The sequence below is a fragment of the Microbulbifer sp. YPW1 genome (assembly GCF_013367775.1).
GTDB lineage: Bacteria > Pseudomonadota > Gammaproteobacteria > Pseudomonadales > Cellvibrionaceae > Microbulbifer.
In genome coordinates, this window is the sequence record NZ_CP055157.1 from 686,186 (window position 1) to 705,103 (window position 18,918).

Genomic DNA, 18,918 nt, shown 5'->3' on the forward strand with positions numbered 1-18,918 from the left:
TAGGAAGTGCTTGTGCAGGTACAGAAGCGGTTGGCTGGCCGTCCGATGGGTAGCGGAGAAAAATAAACCGCCACGCCCGACCTGTTAATTTGTGGGCGCAGGCTAGTCTTGTGATATGAATTTTGCGTTACGCTTTTTTTAAATTTGTCATAAAGCGCCGCTAACCTTGGTTCACGAAAACCACAACCCGCCCGAAGAAAGCGCATAAGAACCCCACAGAGGGCTCCAGCAACGGGGGTGGCGCAAAAAATGAATAATTGGTGAAGAATTTATGACACACGGCAAGCAACCCGATAGCACTGAACAGACCCCGAGCAATCCCCAGCGCCGCACGTTGCTCAAAACCCTGGGGGCAGCAACCGCCGCCACGGCCGGTGCCACACTGCTGCCCGGATGTACGCAAAAAAATACACCCGGGGCACAGGAGAATCTCGGGTTCAAAGAGATCCCTCACCGTCTCGATTTCACCCACCACATACCACAGGGCTACAGCACCGACCGGGTGTTGAGCTGGGGGGATCCGCTGGATGCATTCAGCGAGCCATTCAACCCGGAAAAGCTGACCGCCCCGGAACAGGCACGCCGCTTCGGCTACAACAATGATTTCATTGCCTATATGCCGCTGGCCGAGGATGCGGGGCCCGCTGAGGGAGACAGGCATTGCCTGAGTCGCAACAGCGAGCGCGGCCTGCTGTGCGTCAATCACGAATACACCCAGCCGCACCTGATGTTTGCCGGCTACAGCGAAGACAGCGCCAACCGCGGTACCAGCGACGATCACATTGCCATTGAGCAACAGGCCTGCGGCCACAGCGTGGTGGAAATCGAGAAAACAGCCCACGGCTGGCAGCCGGTTGCGGGCAGCCCCTACAACCGTCGCCTGTCCCTCACCACCACCATGGAAATCGTCGGTCCCGCCGCGGGCGATCGCCGTCTGCAGACCAACGAAGACCCCAGCGGCACGCGGGTATTCGGAACTGTGGGAAACTGCGCCGGGGGCAAGACACCTTGGGGAACGGTGCTGATTGCCGAGGAAGGGTTTGGCGGCGCTTTCCAAGGAGACCCGGACAACATTGCGGATGAAACAGAGGCGCGCAATCACCACGCATTTGGCATCTCACCGGACAACCGCAACTGGGGAGACTACGATCGCCGCTTCGATATCAGCGTGGAGCCGAACGAGCCGAACCGCTTTGGCTGGATGGTGGAATACGATCCTTATGACCCGCAATCGACTCCGCGCAAGCTGACCAGCCTGGGCCGCTTTGAACACGAGGGCTTCACCCTGGTGAGCAAACCCGGGCAACCCATTGTGGCCTACGGTGGCGACGACGATGAGCACCAGTTTGTGTACCGCTTTGTATCCCGCGGCATTTATCGCCCGGGCGACAACCACCACAACCGCGCGCTGCTGACCGAGGGCACCCTGTACGCGGGGCAGTTTTCCGAGGGCGGCAGCGGGCGCTGGTTACCACTGGTGCACGGCCAGGGACCGCTGACCGCTGCGAACGGGTTTCGCAACCAGGCGGATGTGCTGGTGGACGCACGCCGCGCAGCGAAACTGCTGGGCGCGACACCGATGGACCGCCCGGAGGATGTGGAGACCAATCCGGTCAACGACTGCACCTATGTGATGCTGACCAAAAACAAGAAGCGCAAGCCGGACGAGGTAAACGCGGCCAATCCGCGCGCGCGCAATACCGCGGGCCATGTGCTGGAAATTGTGCCGCCGGGACGCAGCGGCGAACGGGATCATGTGAGTGACACTTTCCGCTGGAATACCTTCTTGCTCGGCGGCAATCCCAATGCGGAAAACCCGGCAGAGCGCGGCGCTTACGGCCAGCAGCAGCCCGGCAATATTTCCCCCCACGGCTGGTTTGCCAATCCGGACAATGTGGCCTTCGACCAGCGCGGCAATATGTGGATCGCCACCGATGGCTGCGAGAGCTTCGGCTTTCACGACGGGCTGTGGGCGATGGCGACCGAGGGGGAGCTGCGCGCGGCACCCAAGCACTTTTTTGGCTGCCCTGAAGGCGGGGAAATCTGCGGTCCGGAATTCACTCCGGATGGAAAGACCCTGTTTGTCTCGGTACAACACCCGGCGGATGCGGACAACTCGACGTTTGATCACCCGATACACCGCTGGCCGGACAATAATCCACAGCTTCCGCCGCGGCCCTCGGTGCTCGCCATTCACAGAGACGATGGCGGTCTGGTCGGGAGCTGACTCAACGCCGCAGTGAAGTTATCCACCTTGAGATAGAAGCCCGCCGCCACAGCAACAATGCCAGTGCGATCGCGAAATAGATCGCGGGCTCTATCCAGCCACTCTTCACCGACCACCAGAAATGCCAGCAGGCGAGCAGCACCACGATATACAGCAGGCCATGGAGCTTTTTCCAATTGCGGCCCATTTTCCTGAGCAATGCGGGTAGCGAGGTAATCGCCAGCGCCAGTAATATCAGCCAGGCGGAAAATCCCAGCAGGATATAGGTGCGCTTGACCAGCTCACCACCGATCAACGACCAGTCAAGGCCGAGATCCAGCGCCAGCCAGGCGCTGAAATGCAGGGTGGCCCAGGCGAAGCACCAGAGCCCCAGCGGCCTGCGCAGGCGGTTAAGCTGACCGAAATGCAGGGATTTCGCCAGGGGGGAAACCAGCAGCGTGAGCAGCAGCAGGCGGATGGTGCCCATTCCCAGATAGTGAATCAGCTCCTTCACCGGATCGCCGCCGAGACGCCCCTGATTGATGGCCACGAACAGCCACAACAGTGGCAGCAATGCCCCCAGGTGCACGCATACCTGTAGCGTAATCGCCAGTGGTTTGCGCCAGGCGGCGCCAGATACAGGGCGGCCCATCAGTAAAACTTTTTCAGGTTCATTCCGGAGTAAAGGCCGGCGACTTCTTCCCCGTAGCCGTTGAACGGCAGGGTCGGCTGGCGCTTTACCGAAAACAATCCACCGGGACCGATAAAGCGCTCGCTGGCCTGGGACCAGCGCGGGTGGTCCACAGCCGGGTTCACATTGGCGTAGAAACCGTATTCCTGCGGCGCCAGTTTGTTCCAGCTGGTGGGCGGCATGCGTTCCACCAGCTTGATTTTGACGATCGATTTGATGCCCTTGAAGCCATATTTCCACGGCACCACAAGGCGAATGGGGGCACCGTTCTGGGGCGGCAGGGTTTTGCCGTACAGACCCACCGACAGAATGGTCAGCGGGTGCATGGCCTCGTCCATGCGCAGGCCCTCGACATAGGGGTAATCCACACCGCCCCCCACATAGCGGTTGCGCTGTCCGGGCATCTGTTCCGGATCATAGAGCGTCTCGAAGGCGACGTATTTGGCGCGACTGGTGGGCGCAAAGCGTTTCAGGAACTTGCCCAACTCAAATCCCACCCAGGGGATCACCATTGACCAGGCCTCGACGCAGCGCATGCGGTAGATGCGCTCTTCCAGCCCGATTTCATTCATCAGCTTCCACACATCCACCGTCGCCGGCTTTTCCACCTCACCCTCAACGGTCAGTGTCCAGGGTTCTATTTTCAACCCCTGGCTGTTTTCTGCCGGATCCGTCTTGCCGGTGCCGAATTCGTAGAAATTATTGTGGTTGGTGACCTTGGCTTCCGGTGTCAGCATCAAGTCCGGGGCAGGCTTGTGGGGAGAAAAGTCCAGCGGTTTGCGCGGCGCCGCACCTGGCTTGTCGCTCCCGAACAGGTCCAGAGCCCGGGCATTGCGCGCGAGCAACAGGCTGCCGACCCCGGCGCCCAGTCCGGCAATCACCCGGCGGCGGGAGACATAGGCGGACTCGGGCGTCGTGTGCGCCTCACTCAGGGTGTGAGGCGATGGTGATTTGATCAGCAGAGATTTGATCCGCAAGGTTGCTCTCCTTAATTTCTGATGGGCCAGCGGCGACGATCAGAGCGACTAACCTGGTGACTGCACAGCGTACTGTGAAGCCAGAGTAAGCAACACAGCTCACTGTTGGTCGCAGCAACCACCCTTTTCTTACACTGATACGTAAGAACCTTTTCCAATGGATTTGTTCAGGATTAGCACCAATTGTAATGGGGAACCATTTTCTTGGTGAACGCGGACTTCACAGACTATTGTTTTAATTCCAACGCCACCGTCTCTGAGAATGAGTGGCCTTCGGCTCAATACAGCCAATACTCAGACTGGCCTTAAGAGGTAGCGACCATGCTTGAGACAATCATTGTCATTCTTGTCGTGCTCTGGCTGCTGGGGCTCGTGAGCTCTTACACCATGGGTGGCTTTCTGCACGTATTACTGGTGATTGCGGTAATCCTGCTGATTCTGCGCCTGGTGCGGGGTCGCGGACCGTAAGCAGGAGATCTCATTGACTGCCGGGCTTAATCGCCCGGCAGCCCTTCTCTTCCCCGAACGATTTCCCACGTTTTTATCTGTCACAGCAGCGCACATGCCGCACGCTTTATTTGTCCTGACCAGCCAGATGCTCGACCGCAAAGCGTCCCATATTGAGCGCGAGTTCCCGCTCTCCCACAAATACGGCGGTAGCCCCCTCCCCCAGCAGTAAACGCTCCACCTCTTCACTTTCCGCGCAGACCAGTATGGAAATTCCCGGGCGCAGCAGCTTTGCCGTTTCCAGCATTTTCCGGCTGCGCAAGGTATCCGGCACCGTCACTATCAGCATACGCGCCCGCGCCACATGAGCCTGGATCAACACCTCCTCGTCCGCGCCGTCGCCACAGACCGCGGGAATGCCCTCGGCACGTAGCGCCTCAACCCTTTCCCGGTGCGTATCCGCCACAACGATCGACATGCCGGTCTGGCGTAACTGCGTGCCGATACGCGAACCGAGGTCACCGTATCCGACGATCAGCGCGTGTCCGGTAAGCGAGCGCAAGTCTGTGGTCATGGGAAGCTCGGCCAGCGGATCTGTGGAGCGCTCCATGGCCCGCGCCAGTCTCGAGTGGACACGTATCCAGCGCTGCATCGGCTCAAGCAGATTGAATAAAAGCGGGTTGAGCGCAATAGAGATCAATGCGCCGGCCACGATCAGGTTCAGCCCCTCCTGCGGAAGCAGGCTCAGCGAAATACCCAGTGCAGCGAGGATAAACGAAAACTCACCGATCTGGGCCAGGCTGACGGACACGGTCAGTGCGGTATTCAGCGGGTAGCGGAACAGGAGCACCAGCAGAAACGCGGCGATGGTCTTGCCAAACACGATGATCGCCACCACCGTCATCACCCGCAGCGGTTCCTGCAGCAGCATGGCCGGGTCAAACAGCATGCCGACTGAAACGAAGAACAGAACCGCAAACGCATCGCGCAGCGGCAGGGACTCTTCCGCAGCGCGGTGGCTGAGTGCAGATTCCCGCAGCACCATGCCGGCGAAAAATGCCCCCAGTGCGAATGACACGCCAAAGATCACCGAGGAAAAATAGGCGATTCCCATGGCAATGGCGATAACACCGAGAGTAAACAGCTCACGGGAACCAGTACGCGCCACCTGCCAAAGCAGCCACGGAAAAAATCGGCCACCGCCAACTAGCATCAGTGCGATAAAGATGCCGACTTTGCCCAGCGTCAGCCCAACGGTAACCAGCAGGTTGTCCGAATCCCCGCCAGAAGCGCCGGCGCCTCCCAGCCACCCGGCCAACGCTGGCAGCACCACCAGCGCAAACACCATCACCAGGTCTTCCACGATCAGCCAGCCCACGGCTATCCGACCATTCAGAGTATCCAGCAGTCCGCGCGACTCGAGTCCGCGCAGCAGCACCACCGTGCTGGCGACCGATAACGCCAGGCCGAAAACCACACTGGCACCCGGCTCCCAGCCCCACCAGCGCGCCACAGAGGCCCCCAGCACGGTGGCCACCAGGATCTGCGCCAGGGCCCCCAATATGGCGATGCGTCGCACCGCCATCAGATCGGACAGGGAAAAGTGCAAGCCAACGCCAAACATCAGCAGAATGACGCCGATTTCCGCCAGCTGTTGTGAAAGCTCGACATCCGCGACAAATCCCGGTGTGGCGGGACCGATCAATACCCCGGCGATCATATAACCCAGCAACGCCGGCATACGCAGGCGAACGGCGGCAAAACCGAGGACCAGCGCCAGTCCGAGGGCGACAGAAATGGTGGTGATCAGCTCGACGTTGTGGTGCAAACGTCCTCCTCAGCGCACGTATCACCTGTATCAATAGAAAAGGGTTTGATCCGGCAGTGACGACATCAAGGCGAGTTGACGGCCGAAAAATCAGGTTATGAAAAACTGTTGCAGCCCCACCAGTACATTGGTGGTAGCGACCGATGCCAGTATCAGTCCCATCACCCGGCTGACGATGCTGGCGCCAGCATTGCCAATCCAGCGGAAAATCCAGTTAGCGGTGAGCAACAACAACAGCACAATGCCGAGCACCGCGAGCATGGCACTGGCGGTATTCACCTGGTGAATGGGGTCAAAACGGTGATTGTCGGTCAGCACCACCGCCGCCAGCATGGCGCCGGGGGAGGCGATGGACGGCACTGCCAGGGGGAAGATCGCGGTCTCGTGGCCTTCGCGGATGATTCCGACCTCCATTTCAGGTTTGCCCTCGCCGAAAATCATGGTCAGTGCAAACAGAAACAGCACGATACCACCGGCCACCTGGAAGGCAGACAGCGGCACGCCAATGGCTTCCAGCAGGTACTGGCCCAGCAGCAGGAAAAACATCAGGATACCCGTGGCGACCGCCACCGCCAGAATAGCAATCTTGCGCCGCTGCCACTCGCTGTGGCGGCCGGTGACAGCGATAAACACCGGCAGGGTGCCCACCGGGTCTATTACCGCAAAGAAAAAGACAAAGCTACTGATCCAATCGTCCAAGTGATCTCCCGAAGCGGCGTGCTAGTATCGGCAAGAAGGAAGGATGTGATTCCAACAGAGTCTAGTGCATGACAAACCATTCCCCGACCGCTCGTCGTATCGCCAAAACAATTCTCAATGGCTTTGATGCCTACTTTGCCGATTTCCAGAACATTACCCTGGGGGCAAAGGCGCGGTTCGAAACCGCTGCCTGGGACGCGGTGCAGGAGACCAACAAGGAGCGCATTGACCTGTACAAGGTCAAGGTCAATCAGGTGCTCAAACTGGTACACTCGGTGACCAGCAAGGACACCACCCAGCTGGAACTCTGGGGCCAGGCAAGGGCCACCTATGCCCAGCTGATTGCCAACAACAACAACTACGAGATTGCAGAAACCTTTTTCAATTCGGTGTTCTGCAGCCAGTTCCAGCACGCACACATTCACGACAGCCATATCTTCGTCAAGTCGTCCCGCGCCCCGGACGACAAGCCCCTGCGCGATTACAGCATCTATATCAGTTACAGCGGTCGCGACGGTCTGGAGGCGATGATCGAGGACATTCTTGCGGATTACGGTTTCTCCATCCCGTGGGAAGACATGCCGCGGGATGTGGCCAATATCTGCAACGCACTGCGCAAAGGCCCGCTGGAAGGAAAGCTGGACAGAGAAGAGGACGAACAGCGACTGCGGGTGGACATGCTGGAATCCGTCTTCTACCGCAACAAGGCAGCCTATCTGGTGGGGCGCCTGATGTTCGCCGGCGAGGTCATCCCCCTGATCATGCCCTGCCTGAATAACGGGCGCGGCAGGATATTTGTCGACACGCTCATTACCGACAACGATTCGGCGAGCATCATTTTCAGTTTTACCCGCTCCTACTTTATGGTGGATGCCCCCATTCCCTCGCGATTCGTGCGCTTCCTCTCCACCATCATGCCGCTCAAGGAAAAATCCGAGCTGTACAACTCCATCGGCTTCCACAAACACGGCAAGACCGAGTTCTACCGGCACATCCTCTCCCACATGAAGGTGAGCAACGACAAGTTCGTAATTGCACCCGGTATCAAGGGGATGGTGATGAGCGTATTCACGCTTCCGTCCTACCCGGTGGTGTTCAAGGTGATCAAGGACAAATTCGACAATCCGAAAACCGTCACCGAAGAAATCGTGCGCGAAAAATACAAGTTTGTATCCCGCGCCGACCGGGTGGGACGCATGGCGGATACCCAGGAATACACGAATTTCATTTTTTACCGTAACCGCTTCAGCGAGGAACTTCTGGAAGAGCTGCAGACCCTGGCGCCATCCAAGCTGCATGTCGACGACAAGTGGATCATCATCAAGCACCTCTATGTTGAACGGCGCATGGAGCCGCTCAACCTCTACCTGGATACTGCTGATGAGCAGCAGACTATCGAGGCCATGGAGGAATACGGCAACGCCATCAAGCAGCTGGCGGCCGCAAATATCTTCCCCGGTGACATGCTGCTGAAAAACTTCGGGGTCACTCGTCACGGCCGGGTGGTGTTTTACGATTACGACGAACTTTGCCCGCTGACCGAGTGCAATTTCCGCAAGATCCCGGAACCCCAGACCAACGAACAGGAACTGGCAGACCGCCCGTGGTATACGGTGGCGGAAGCGGATGTGTTCCCCGAGGAGTTTCGCCTGTTCTTCTCCGGCAACCCGGTAGCGCGCCAGGCGTTTGAAAAAGAACACAGCGACCTTTACGACTACCACTACTGGCAGCGTCTGCAAAAACGTATACGCGCCGGGCGGGTAGACAGCACCTTCCCGTATCGCCGCAAAATGCGCTTTCCTCGTCTTCCGATCAAACGCAGTTCACAATGAGGGCGTGGCGACGGTTGCCCGCCGCCGCGCAATTCAGTAAAACTGACTTGAACGAATATCCGCGGTGCAGATATCACCGCCGGTAATATCGGGATATTCCCCAGAAAAATAATAAAAATTCTGGATCAGTTATGGACTTCAATGCACGCCTGATTCCCCTGCACCGGCATCCGCTGGGATTTATCGAGGCATTCACGGCGCTCGGCGCCGACCAGTCAGCGCTGTTGGCCGGCACGGGTATTTCCCCCGCCATGTTCCAGATGCAGGAAGCTCGTATCAGCTACCACCAGTGGCGCGCCCTGCTCGCAAACGGCGTAAGCCAGTGCCGGCACCCACAGCTGGGGCTGATAGTCGGGCTCGAATTTGACTGGAGTTTCTGGGGCCCGATGGGCTTTATGCTGGGGTGCAGCCCGAGCCTGAAGGAAGTCGCGGAATCCTTTCGTCGCTATATGGTTACCGTGCAGCCGTTCTACGCACTGCATGCCGGTCGTTCAAACTCCTATCTGGACAAGGGCAATCGGGTAGTGGAACCGATCAATTACGCCACCTCCCAGGACGCAGACCCGGTACTGAAAGATTTCCTGCGACAGTTCCGCCTGGTCACTACCCTGCGCATCTGGGACAGCTGTGGCAACAAATCGGTCGCCGATCCCGACATCCACGTACGCCTGGATCTGCCACAGCCATCCAGCTACGGCTACTACGATCAGCTGCCCTGCCAATCCCTGGAATTCGGGCATACTGAGTCGAGCATTTCCGGCAGTATCGAACTGGTGTTCAAGCGCTTTCGTCCATTGCGGCTGCGCACTTACGAACATTTACAGCGGGAGTGTGAACAGGAGCTGGAACGTTTCGCCGAACGCTTCAGTTTCGCCGAGCGGGTACGCTGGCATATGCGCTCGCACTTTACCCCGGAACTCGAGCTGAACCAGGTGGCAGAGCAGTTGCAGATTGCTCCGCGCAATCTCTCACGACGGCTGTCTGCGGAGGGGGAGACATTTCGCAAACTGCTGCACGAGATCCGCATGGAAATCGCCGTGCACCATCTGCGTCAATCCTGCCTTGCGGTGGAAGAGATTGCCGACTATACGGGTTTTTCCTGCGCTTCCAGCCTGCGCCGTGCGGTGAAAAACTGGAGCGGCAAAACCGCCAATGAGCTGCGTATTGGCTGACGCCGGAGAATCAGCGGCTATAGTTAGGGAAGCGGTTTGGTACCGATGGAGGTAGAAGTGCGGTATTTCGGCTGTGATGCCCTGTGCGCCGGTGTGGCAATGTGGAGCCTGGCAATGACCGGCTGTGGCTACCTGCCCAGCGAGATGGAGCCAGACCCGAAAGCCGGCAAATCCAAGTCGCCCGCGGCGGCCGCCGGCGTGAGCATCCACGCTGCCAGCTGCGAGACCCGCGCCAAGGGCTACAAAATCCTGTCCTTCGACGATCTCTACCAGTTCACCGACGACCCGCACCATCCATTCCAGCCCGCTCCCAATCTGCCCGCCAAGTACGACGTACGCGCCTATGTGTGGGGATACGACAACTGCCTGGAAAAAGGCAGATGTGAGCACGGGGATTACTACTGGCTGATCAAGCGAGGACCGGAGGGGGACTTCAGTACCTGGGTGGTGACCCCGCAGTTCCCCCGCATCACTATCGAGTCCCGCTGCAAGAATGACCTGAAGGTGGGCCAGCGCTATCGCTTCTCCTTCGATGACGGCAAGCTGGTGGGATTCAGTAAAAACTGACCGACACCAGCCCTGGCCCCTGTCACAATTCGCGCTTCTTCAGAAAGCGATAGATCGCATCCTGCGAACGCACATCGCGCTTGCTATTGCGGTTGGCGATACGCCCGTTGCTCTGGTCCGCGTCCAGCACCCGCGCTTTCTGATTGTCCTGCCACTGCAGTTCCAGAATTTCCATCACCGTTTCCCGGTGCTCGGCCCGCAGCAGCGGGAAGGTAACCTCCACCCGGTGATCCAGATTGCGGGTCATCAAATCTGCCGATGACAGATAGACCTGCTCGTTGCCGCCGTTGTGAAACGCATACACCCGCGCATGCTCCAGATACTTGTCCACCAGGCTGATGACTTTGAAATTGTCCGAGAGCCCCTTGGTCTGGCACAACAGCGCACACATACTGCGCACGATAATCCGCACCTGAACCCCGGCGGCACCGGCGCGGTACAGATGCTGGATGATTTCCGAATCCACCAGGTTGTTGCACTTGATGAAAATCTCCGCCGGCTTCCCTGCGGTTGCCGCAATAATCTCCCGATCGATACACGCCAGCAGGTTCGGGCGGTTGGTATAGGGCGACATCCAGATATGGTGATATTCCGGCTGCAAGTGTGGCTGCTGGATAAAGTCGAATACCCGGTACGCATCTTCCCCCAGCTTTGCATCACTCGAGAGCAGGCTGAAATCACAGTAAAACCGCGCGGTGCTCTCGTTGAAGTTGCCGGTGCCCAGGTGGCTGTAGTAGCGATCGCGCCCGTTTTCTTCGCGCGCGATGGAAATCAGCTTGCAGTGGACCTTCAGCCCGGGCACCCCGTAGATGACATTGACGCCCGCATCACTCAGCTCGTTTGACCAGTGAATATTGGCCTGTTCGTCAAAGCGCGCCTGCAATTCCACCACCGCAGTCACCTGCTTCTGGTTGCGGACCGCATTGATCAGCGCCGCAACCACCCGCGAGTTCTGCGCCACCCGGTAGAGGTTGATGCGTATCTCGCGCACCTTGGGGTCGATCGCCGCCGAGGCGAGCAGCTTGGTAATCACCCGGAAGTCGTGATACGGGTAATAGCACAGGCGGTCGCCCTCCCGCAGCCAGTCGAAAATATTGGCGCTGTCCGGCAGGGTGGGCAGGGGATCAATATTGCGATAGGTGTGCCGCTTGCTATCCGCAGGAAAGCTCATGAAGTCCTTGGAGTTGTGGTAGCGACCACCGGGTGTGTAACTGTCATAGCGTCCCATCTTCAGCTTCTTTTTGATCAGCTGCAGTAGTGCTTCCGGCATGGTGGAGTCGTAAACCAGCCGCACCGGTTCGGCCTGTTTACGTTTCTTCAGGGACTTTGCCACCCGGTCGACAATATTCTGGGTAACGTGCTCCCCCAGCTCGAGTTCTGCATCGCGACTGATTTTGAAGGTGTAGGCGGCGGCGTTTTCGATGGGCAGTACATTGCGGAACACATCCACCAGACAGGCGCGGATCACATTGTCGAGTACGATGTAGACCTTCTCATGCCGCTTTTCCCGGTGAGGAATGGCGACAAATCGCGGCAGGATATCCGTGGGCAATTCCAGCCCGGCAAAGCGCAGCCCCCCATCCTCGAGTTCCAGATAGATACCGAAGTAAATACTCGCTTCATTGAGCAGCGGCATGGTATCCCGGTCATCGATAAAAAACGGCTCCAGCTCCGGCAATACCTCGCCGTGGAAATACTCCTCCACGTAGGCGCGCTGATTGTCGGTGAGCTGTCGTTCATTGATGACGTGGATATTGTTCTGCCCCAGGTCCTTCAGCACCTTGGTATAGGCGTGGCCGAAGCGCGCCTGCAGGCGCAGTACCTTTTCATTGATATGGCCGAGCAGGTCGGAAAAGCGCTCCTTTTTCTTGCTCCCCTTGGCAAAAGTGGCCAGTCGCCGTACATCCGCCACCCGTACCCGGTAGAATTCATCCAGATTGTTGGAGAAGATGCCAAGAAAGCGCACCCGTTCAATGATGGGCACACTCTCGTCTTCCACTTCCTGCAGTACGCGGGCGTTGAAGGAAAGCCAGCTCAGCTCCTTGGGATACAGGGGAATGTCTTTTGCCATACTCTCTACAGCATTCTCCATGGAAAGCGGCTCCGTACGATTCTGGTCCGAACGGAACAGGCCTGTTGGCAGAGCAAAATTATTCGGTTTCAAGCTGATAAGCGCTCTCAAAAGCCATAGGTGATGACTGCACAGTTTGCTACATTTTTGTTACGAGAATTTGACAACGATTAACATGACAGCCGATAACGCCGCTGACACCGGCCACGAACGCTACGCCGCACTCGATCTGGGCTCCAACAGTTTCCACCTGCTGCTGGCTGAATTTCGCGATCAACGGATGGTGCGCCTGCATACCGACCGCGCCATGGTGCGCCTGGCCGAGGGGCTCGACAATGAGCGCAATCTGGCACCGGACGTCGCCGAGCGTGCACTGGAGGCCCTGCGCCGGTTCGCCCCAGTGATCCGGGAACTGCCGCTGGACAATGTGCGGGTGGTAGGCACCAATACCCTGCGCGCCGCCAGCACCCGTGCCGATGGATTCCTCGAGGCAGCGGAATCCATTCTCGGCGCCCCAATCGAAATCATTTCCGGCATCGAGGAAGCGCGCCTGATTTATTCCGGCGTGATGGCCGCGGCAGAGGGAACGCCAAGCCTGCGCTGTGTGATCGACATCGGCGGCGGCTCCACGGAACTGGTGCGCGGCGTGGAAACACCCAAGTTGCTGCAAAGTGTCAGTATGGGCTGCGTGGCCTTCAATCGCCGCTTTTTTGACAGCGGAAAAATCGATGCAGGCAAGCGCAACAATTTTGTGCGCGCCCGTCGCGCCGCCCAGGCGGAGCTACAGGAACTCCAGCATATGGCGGACGATGCGCTGGTGATGGGGGCATCCGGTACCGTCAAATCCGTATCGCGGGTACTGAACGACGGCGAGCTGCTGCCGATCCTGCGCGACGATCTGGAAAAGCTCGCAGACAAGGTGGCCAACTGCAAGACCGTCGACGCCATCGACCTGCCCCATCTCGAGCCGCAACGGCGCCCGGTGTTTGCCGCCGGCCTCGCCATACTGCACGGTATTTTCCGCGAGCTGGATATCCAGCAGATGCATATCTCCCCCTATGCCATTCGCGAGGGCATCGTGCACGACCTCGCCGGCCGCGCCGCCGGTGGCGACCGCCGCGCCGATACCGTGGCGACCCTGATGGAGCACGGAGAAATCGATCCCGAGCAGGCGAGGCGGGTCGCGAATACCGCGCTGCAATTTCTCGGCCAGTTGAACCCTTATTCACAGGTTGCCCAGCGCCGCCTGCTGCACTGGGCGGCAGACCTGCACGAGATCGGTCTGGCTCTTTCCCACAGTAGCTTTCGCAAACTGGGGGCATACATGATCGAGCACGCGGATATGGCCGGATTCAGCAAAAGCGAACAGGAAAACCTGGCCTATCTGGTGCGCAATCAGCGCGGGGATATCAAGGCGATCAAAGAGCACTACGGTTTCCACCCCGGTAGCGAACTGCTACTGTGCCTGCGTCTTGCCTGCATCGTGCACCGGGATCATGTGGACCGCAGTATCGATGGCCTGAACCTGTCGGTGGATGGCCCCGGCTACCGTCTTGAGGTCCCGGAAGACTGGATGTACCAGCATCCGGCCATCGAGGACCTGCTGGAACTGGAAGTAGAATGCTGGGAAGACAAAAACATCAAACTGACCGTACAACAGACCTAGGCCCCCCGTGAGTAAACCCGCCACCAGCGCAACGCCCCTCAGTAAACTACACCTGCAGCATCACTTCGCCGACCTGGGCGCGGTGTTCGGCACTCCCACCGCGCCCACACCGCTGCAGAATCCGCACACCATTCATGTAAATAAATCGGTGATGGCTTTGCTGGGCATGGATCCCGGCGAAGCGGAGCACCCGGAGTGGGCCCTGCTGACCACTGGTGGCCAGCTTTTTCCCGGCAGCAAACCATTCGCGATGAAATATACCGGACACCAGTTCGGCGGTTACAACCCGGACCTGGGCGACGGCCGCGCGTTGTTGCTTGGGGAAATAGAACGCGATGGCGAACGCTGGGAACTGCACCTGAAGGGCGCAGGTAAAACCCCCTACTCCCGCTTTGGCGACGGCCGCGCGGTGTTGCGCTCGACCATTCGCGAATATCTGGCCGGGGAGGCACTGACCGCACTGGGTATCCGCAGTACCCGCGCACTGTCGATTGCAGGCAGTGACGAGCCGGTTGCGCGGGAAAAAATGGAAACCGGTGCGGCGCTGATTCGCGTGGCGCGCAGTCATGTGCGCTTCGGACATTTTGAATACCTGTTTTATACCCGTCAGCTGGAGGCCCAGAAAAAACTGGTCGATTTTTTGTGTGAGCAGTTTTTGCCGGAAGTGTGTGACCAGGCTACGGAGGTCCAGGCTGAGGCTCTGTTGCGGTATACCGTAGAGCGCAGTGCGGAGCTGGCGGCGGGGTGGCAGTCTGTGGGGTTCGCCCACGGTGTGTTGAATACGGACAACATGTCGATCATCGGTGATACGTTCGACTTCGGTCCTTACGGTTTCCTCGACGACTACGAGCCGGGCTTTATCTGCAACCACTCGGACCACACCGGTCGCTATGCCTTTGATGCACAGCCGGGGGTAGTGTTGTGGAACCTGAATGCGCTGGCACACGCCTTTTCCTCGCTGCTGGATACGGAGACGCTGAAGGATTGTCTGGGGAAATTCCAGCCGCTGCTGATCGACTACTACGCGGGGTTGATGCGGGCCAAGCTGGGACTGGCGGTGGAGGACGATGGGGATCAGCAGTTGTGCGCGGACCTGTTGCAGTTGATGGAGCAGGGGCGTGTGGATTATTCACTGTTTTTCCGCGCCCTCAGTCACTATGCCGGTGAGCGTCCGGCTGCCGCGCTGGAGGCGCTGGTTGCGCCGGCACAGCACCAGGCGCTCGCAGATTGGTTGCGACGCTACGACCAGCGGTTGCAAAAGGAATCCCGCTCTGCCCAGGAACGCAGTCGGGCGATGCTGGCAACGAATCCGAAATTTGTTCTGCGGAATTACCTGGCGCAACGGGTGATTGAAGCGGCGGAAGCCGGGGACTACCAGCCTCTGGCGACCTTATTTGACTTGCTGCAGTCACCGTTTGAGGAACATCCGGGATTTGAAGACTGGGCGGCGGCGCCTTCGGATTCAGGGAAGCATTTGCCTATCAGTTGCTCGTCTTAGGTCTTCCTGATCTTTGATTACTAGCTAGGTTACGGGGCACATTTTATTGGTGTCAGGTGGCGGCGGCGCACTGGGGATCTGTTTTTGAAACCGTCATGAATACATCCCTGTAGGCTGCGTCGGAAACATCCCCCAGCACTCCACCTTAATTTTAAATACCGTTACTTCGTTAGCGTTATTTCAAGCCGTCCTTGGCTAAATAATATTCCAGGCTATTCGCTAAGGCCTCGCTAGCAGGTACAACCTTCCCAGACCGTATGCGGCCCGGAAGGCCGCATACGAGCCCCCATGGATGGGTTCACGGCGTGTCTGGGAAGGTTGTACCTGCTGGCGAGGCCGCCACAGCTGCAGTTCAGCGCTCTTGGTCAACCCCGCTGAGTGCCAGATTTCAGACCAGCTACGGAGTAATAAGCCTGCTTGGGCTGCCCCTCTCGATCAAAAATCAGCGGATAGTTGGTGCGCCCTACCACGGGCCAGTCGTTCTTCCAGGACTCGCCATCGGTGGTTCCCCACAAAGAAACCCGGCGAATTTTGTCCCGGTGCTTCAGGAACAGCTTGAACAGAGACTCGTAGCGGAATGCCAGTTCATCGGCGACCTTTTGCGGCAGGGCTTCGGGGAACGGATTGAGCTCATCGGAATATTCGAAATTGGTGGATATCTCCGCGCCCATATAATCGTACGCCTTGGGCAGCACATCCACATCCAGCTCGGTGATATGCACATCCAGCCCGGCCGCAGCGATCGCCTCGATACTCGCCTCCAGTTCCGCCAGGGCCGGATCATCCAGGTGTACATGGGCCTGCATACCAACGCCATCTACCGGCATTCCTTTGCGGCGGAACCTGGTGATCTGCTCCAGTGCAAAGTCGCGCTTTGCCGGCAGGTGCATGCTGTAGTCGTTGTAGAGTAGCTCCGCGTTGGCATCTGCCTCCCGGGCGAGGTGGAAGGCACGGGCAAAGTAGCCCTCCCCCAGGGTGTTGTACCAGTGACTCTTTCGCCACTCGCCACTATCGGTAACCGCCTCGTTGACCACATCCCACGCCTGGATTTTCCCATGATAGCGATCCGTCAGTGTGGCAATGTGGTCCTCCATGGTTTTTTGCACCTCGGCTGCCGGGCGCAATCTACCGTGCTGGTCGACAAACACCGATTCCGGCATCTGAGAATGCCACACCAGGGTGTGACCGATGGTGTACATCTTGTGGCGCTGGCCGAAATCCACGAAGTGATCCGCCCGCTGCCAATCCCAGGTCTCCGCCTGTGGATGGATTTCCTCCCACTTCATGGCATTTTCCGCAGTGATCGCACTGAACTCACGGGCGACCAAGGCTTCAGTGTCGGGGTTCTGGGCCAGCAGCGTGGTATTGGACAGGGCCGTGCCAAGCTTGAAATCACCGGCGAAGAGCCCCGCCAGACCACCGGCCTGCACAGTGCCAGATGTGGTCCCGGCCAGTAGCCGGGTGGGCATGGCAGCACCGCTCACCAGGCCCAGCGCCGCTGTCGAGAGGACTCTGCGCAGGAACTGCCGTCTGTAGCGATTCATCGCCGGATTAATAGTTTGCTTCATGTTTCTCATCCTCTGCTTTATTGTTGTTCTGGAGCCTGACTGGGCAATTTTTGACCACTCCATACAGAAGCGTCCACGGGGGCTAAAACGCTAGACAGCCCGGGCGCCTGTGTTATAGTCAACAAGACTATTATGAATGTCCGGCGAAAGCCACTGGTTCGCCACAAGTTGACCAAAAGAAAAACAACAGCAAATAACAGCGCTGGCACGGAGCGATCCGCAGACCGGGGCAGATCCATATAGCGGTGGATAACAATAAAAACCTGAGAGAAAACCATGCAATCGTCAGCAATCAGCATCCGTGAAAAAATCGGCTACGGCCTTGGTGATACCGCCAGCAATATCGTATTCCAGGTGGTAATCAACTTCCTGCTGGTGTTTTACACCGATGTATTCGGGATTTCAGCGGCCGCAGCAGGCACCCTGTTACTGGTGGTACGTATCTTCGACGGCATCACTGATCCCCTGGTCGGCGGCATGGCAGACCGGACCCGCACTCGCTGGGGCCGCTACCGTCCCTACCTGTTATTGATGGCACTGCCCTATGCAGGCCTCGCTGTGCTGGCATTCACTACCCCGGACTTGGGGGAGAACGGCAAGCTGGTGTACGCCTATATCACCTACACCCTGCTGATGACCGTCTATACCGCGATCAATATTCCCTACTCTGCTCTCGGCGGCGTGATTACCGAAGATACCACCGAGCGCGCCTCCATCCAGTCCTACCGTTTCGCCATGGCCATGGTAGGTGGCGCACTGGTTTCAGCGCTGACCCTGCCGCTGGTCAGCCTGCTGGGCCAGGGGGACAAGGCCTTCGGCTACCAGATGGCGATGGCAGTGATGGCGGCGATCGCCGCGCTGTGCTTCTTTATCTGCTTCTGGTCCACCCGCGAGCGGGTGCAGCCGGAGGCCGACGAAAATGGCAGTGATCAGTTTCAGTTGAAGAGTTTCGCCGGGGATTTTTTCAACCTGTTCCGCAACAGCCAGTGGGCCATTATTGCCGCGGCAACGTTTTTCCTTTTGGTGCTGGTGGCCATGCGCGGCGCAGTCACTCCCTTCTATGTGACCTACTACTTCCAGTCCGAGAGCCTGGTGAGCATGTTTGTGACCCTGCCCATGCTGGCTGGGGTCGCAGGTGCGGTGAGCACCAACTTCCTGACCAAGCGTTTCTGCAAGGTTCAGCTGTTTAACTGGGCCATGATCGGCGTGATCGTGACCCACGCGGCTCTGCTGCCCCTGGGGCGCGACCAGGTGTACCTGGCGCTGGCACTGGCCATGGCCGCCAACTACGTGCACATGATTGCGATTCCCCTGGTGTTTTCCATGGTGCCCGACACGGTCGACTGGTTTGCGCAGAAAGGCCACCCGAAAAAAATGGCCATGGCCTATTCCGGTCACCTGATGGCACTGAAGCTCGGGCTGGCCTTCGGCGGCGCCAGCGCCGGCTGGCTGCTGGGATACTTCGACTACGTTCCCAACGCTGAGCAGAGCGAACGTACCCTCACTGGCATCGTGCTGATTTATGCAGCGGGCCCGGTGATCTGCACTTTGATCACCATGGCGATTTTCCGTCGCTACCGCCTGAGTAACGCCTACATCGCCCGAAGCGCAAACGATGCGCAAACAGCAGACGAAGGACCTACCCCTCCCGAGACTGCCTCCGCGGCTTCCCATTGAACCTGATTGTAGAAGTAAG

General features: G+C 58.5%; 14 protein-coding genes. 8 read left to right on the top strand and 6 right to left on the bottom strand.

What is annotated here, in order from left to right; genetic code table 11:
- Nucleotides 1–271 precede the first annotated feature (271 nt).
- Nucleotides 272–2,227: a PhoX family phosphatase gene (locus HUW35_RS02980; protein WP_181254181.1), complete on the top strand. Its 1,956-nt coding sequence runs from the start codon at nucleotides 272–274 to the stop codon at nucleotides 2,225–2,227.
- Between the two features lies 1 nt (nucleotide 2,228).
- Here the strand turns inward: HUW35_RS02980 and msrQ are convergent, their stop codons facing one another.
- Nucleotides 2,229–2,858, bottom strand: coding sequence for a protein-methionine-sulfoxide reductase heme-binding subunit MsrQ (gene msrQ / locus HUW35_RS02985; protein ID WP_181254182.1), 630 nt, complete (start codon nucleotides 2,856–2,858; stop codon nucleotides 2,229–2,231).
- Nucleotides 2,858–3,874 (bottom strand): protein-methionine-sulfoxide reductase catalytic subunit MsrP, encoded by a 1,017-nt coding sequence (gene msrP, locus HUW35_RS02990; protein WP_370464608.1) that lies wholly within the window; start codon nucleotides 3,872–3,874, stop codon nucleotides 2,858–2,860. Before msrP ends, msrQ begins: the two co-directional genes overlap by 1 nt.
- A 321-nt stretch (nucleotides 3,875–4,195) precedes the next feature.
- Between msrP and HUW35_RS02995 the strand changes: the two genes are divergently transcribed.
- Nucleotides 4,196–4,342: a lmo0937 family membrane protein gene (locus HUW35_RS02995; protein WP_161859444.1), complete on the top strand. Its 147-nt coding sequence runs from the start codon at nucleotides 4,196–4,198 to the stop codon at nucleotides 4,340–4,342.
- 106 nt (nucleotides 4,343–4,448) lie between these two features.
- Here the strand turns inward: HUW35_RS02995 and ybaL are convergent, their stop codons facing one another.
- Nucleotides 4,449–6,149: a YbaL family putative K(+) efflux transporter gene (gene ybaL, locus HUW35_RS03000; protein WP_181254183.1), complete on the bottom strand. Its 1,701-nt coding sequence runs from the start codon at nucleotides 6,147–6,149 to the stop codon at nucleotides 4,449–4,451.
- Nucleotides 6,150–6,239: 90 nt separating this feature from the next.
- Nucleotides 6,240–6,848 carry a MarC family protein gene (locus tag HUW35_RS03005; protein WP_181254184.1) on the bottom strand — a complete coding sequence of 203 codons (609 nt, stop codon included), beginning with the start codon at nucleotides 6,846–6,848 and terminating at the stop codon, nucleotides 6,240–6,242.
- A 68-nt stretch (nucleotides 6,849–6,916) separates the two neighbouring features.
- Here HUW35_RS03005 and aceK point away from each other — a divergent pair, with 68 nt between their 5' ends.
- From aceK to HUW35_RS03020, 3 genes are all read left to right on the top strand, one after another.
- A complete protein-coding gene (gene aceK, locus HUW35_RS03010) occupies nucleotides 6,917–8,680 on the top strand; it encodes a bifunctional isocitrate dehydrogenase kinase/phosphatase (RefSeq protein WP_181254185.1) in 1,764 nt (587 codons plus the stop codon).
- A gap of 131 nt (nucleotides 8,681–8,811) precedes the next feature.
- Entirely contained in the window at nucleotides 8,812–9,852 is a 1,041-nt protein-coding gene (locus tag HUW35_RS03015; protein WP_181254186.1) for an AraC family transcriptional regulator, read from the top strand.
- A gap of 36 nt (nucleotides 9,853–9,888) precedes the next feature.
- The gene (locus tag HUW35_RS03020) at nucleotides 9,889–10,419 is read left to right on the top strand and encodes a hypothetical protein (protein WP_181254187.1); all 531 of its coding nucleotides are present in this window, start codon (nucleotides 9,889–9,891) and stop codon (nucleotides 10,417–10,419) included.
- A 22-nt stretch (nucleotides 10,420–10,441) separates the two neighbouring features.
- Here the strand turns inward: HUW35_RS03020 and ppk1 are convergent, their stop codons facing one another.
- A complete protein-coding gene (ppk1, locus tag HUW35_RS03025) occupies nucleotides 10,442–12,511 on the bottom strand; it encodes a polyphosphate kinase 1 (protein ID WP_255463444.1) in 2,070 nt (689 codons plus the stop codon).
- Nucleotides 12,512–12,665: 154 nt separating this feature from the next.
- Between ppk1 and HUW35_RS03030 the strand changes: the two genes are divergently transcribed.
- A complete protein-coding gene (locus HUW35_RS03030) occupies nucleotides 12,666–14,156 on the top strand; it encodes a Ppx/GppA phosphatase family protein (protein WP_181254189.1) in 1,491 nt (496 codons plus the stop codon).
- A gap of 7 nt (nucleotides 14,157–14,163) precedes the next feature.
- Nucleotides 14,164–15,654 (top strand): YdiU family protein, encoded by a 1,491-nt coding sequence (locus HUW35_RS03035; RefSeq protein ID WP_181254190.1) that lies wholly within the window; start codon nucleotides 14,164–14,166, stop codon nucleotides 15,652–15,654.
- Nucleotides 15,655–16,019: 365 nt separating this feature from the next.
- Here the strand turns inward: HUW35_RS03035 and HUW35_RS03040 are convergent, their stop codons facing one another.
- A complete protein-coding gene (locus HUW35_RS03040) occupies nucleotides 16,020–17,222 on the bottom strand; it encodes an endo-1,4-beta-xylanase (RefSeq protein ID WP_219932638.1) in 1,203 nt (400 codons plus the stop codon).
- Between the two features lie 276 nt (nucleotides 17,223–17,498).
- Here HUW35_RS03040 and HUW35_RS03045 point away from each other — a divergent pair, with 276 nt between their 5' ends.
- Nucleotides 17,499–18,899 (top strand): glycoside-pentoside-hexuronide (GPH):cation symporter, encoded by a 1,401-nt coding sequence (locus HUW35_RS03045; protein ID WP_181254191.1) that lies wholly within the window; start codon nucleotides 17,499–17,501, stop codon nucleotides 18,897–18,899.
- Nucleotides 18,900–18,918 lie beyond the last annotated feature (19 nt).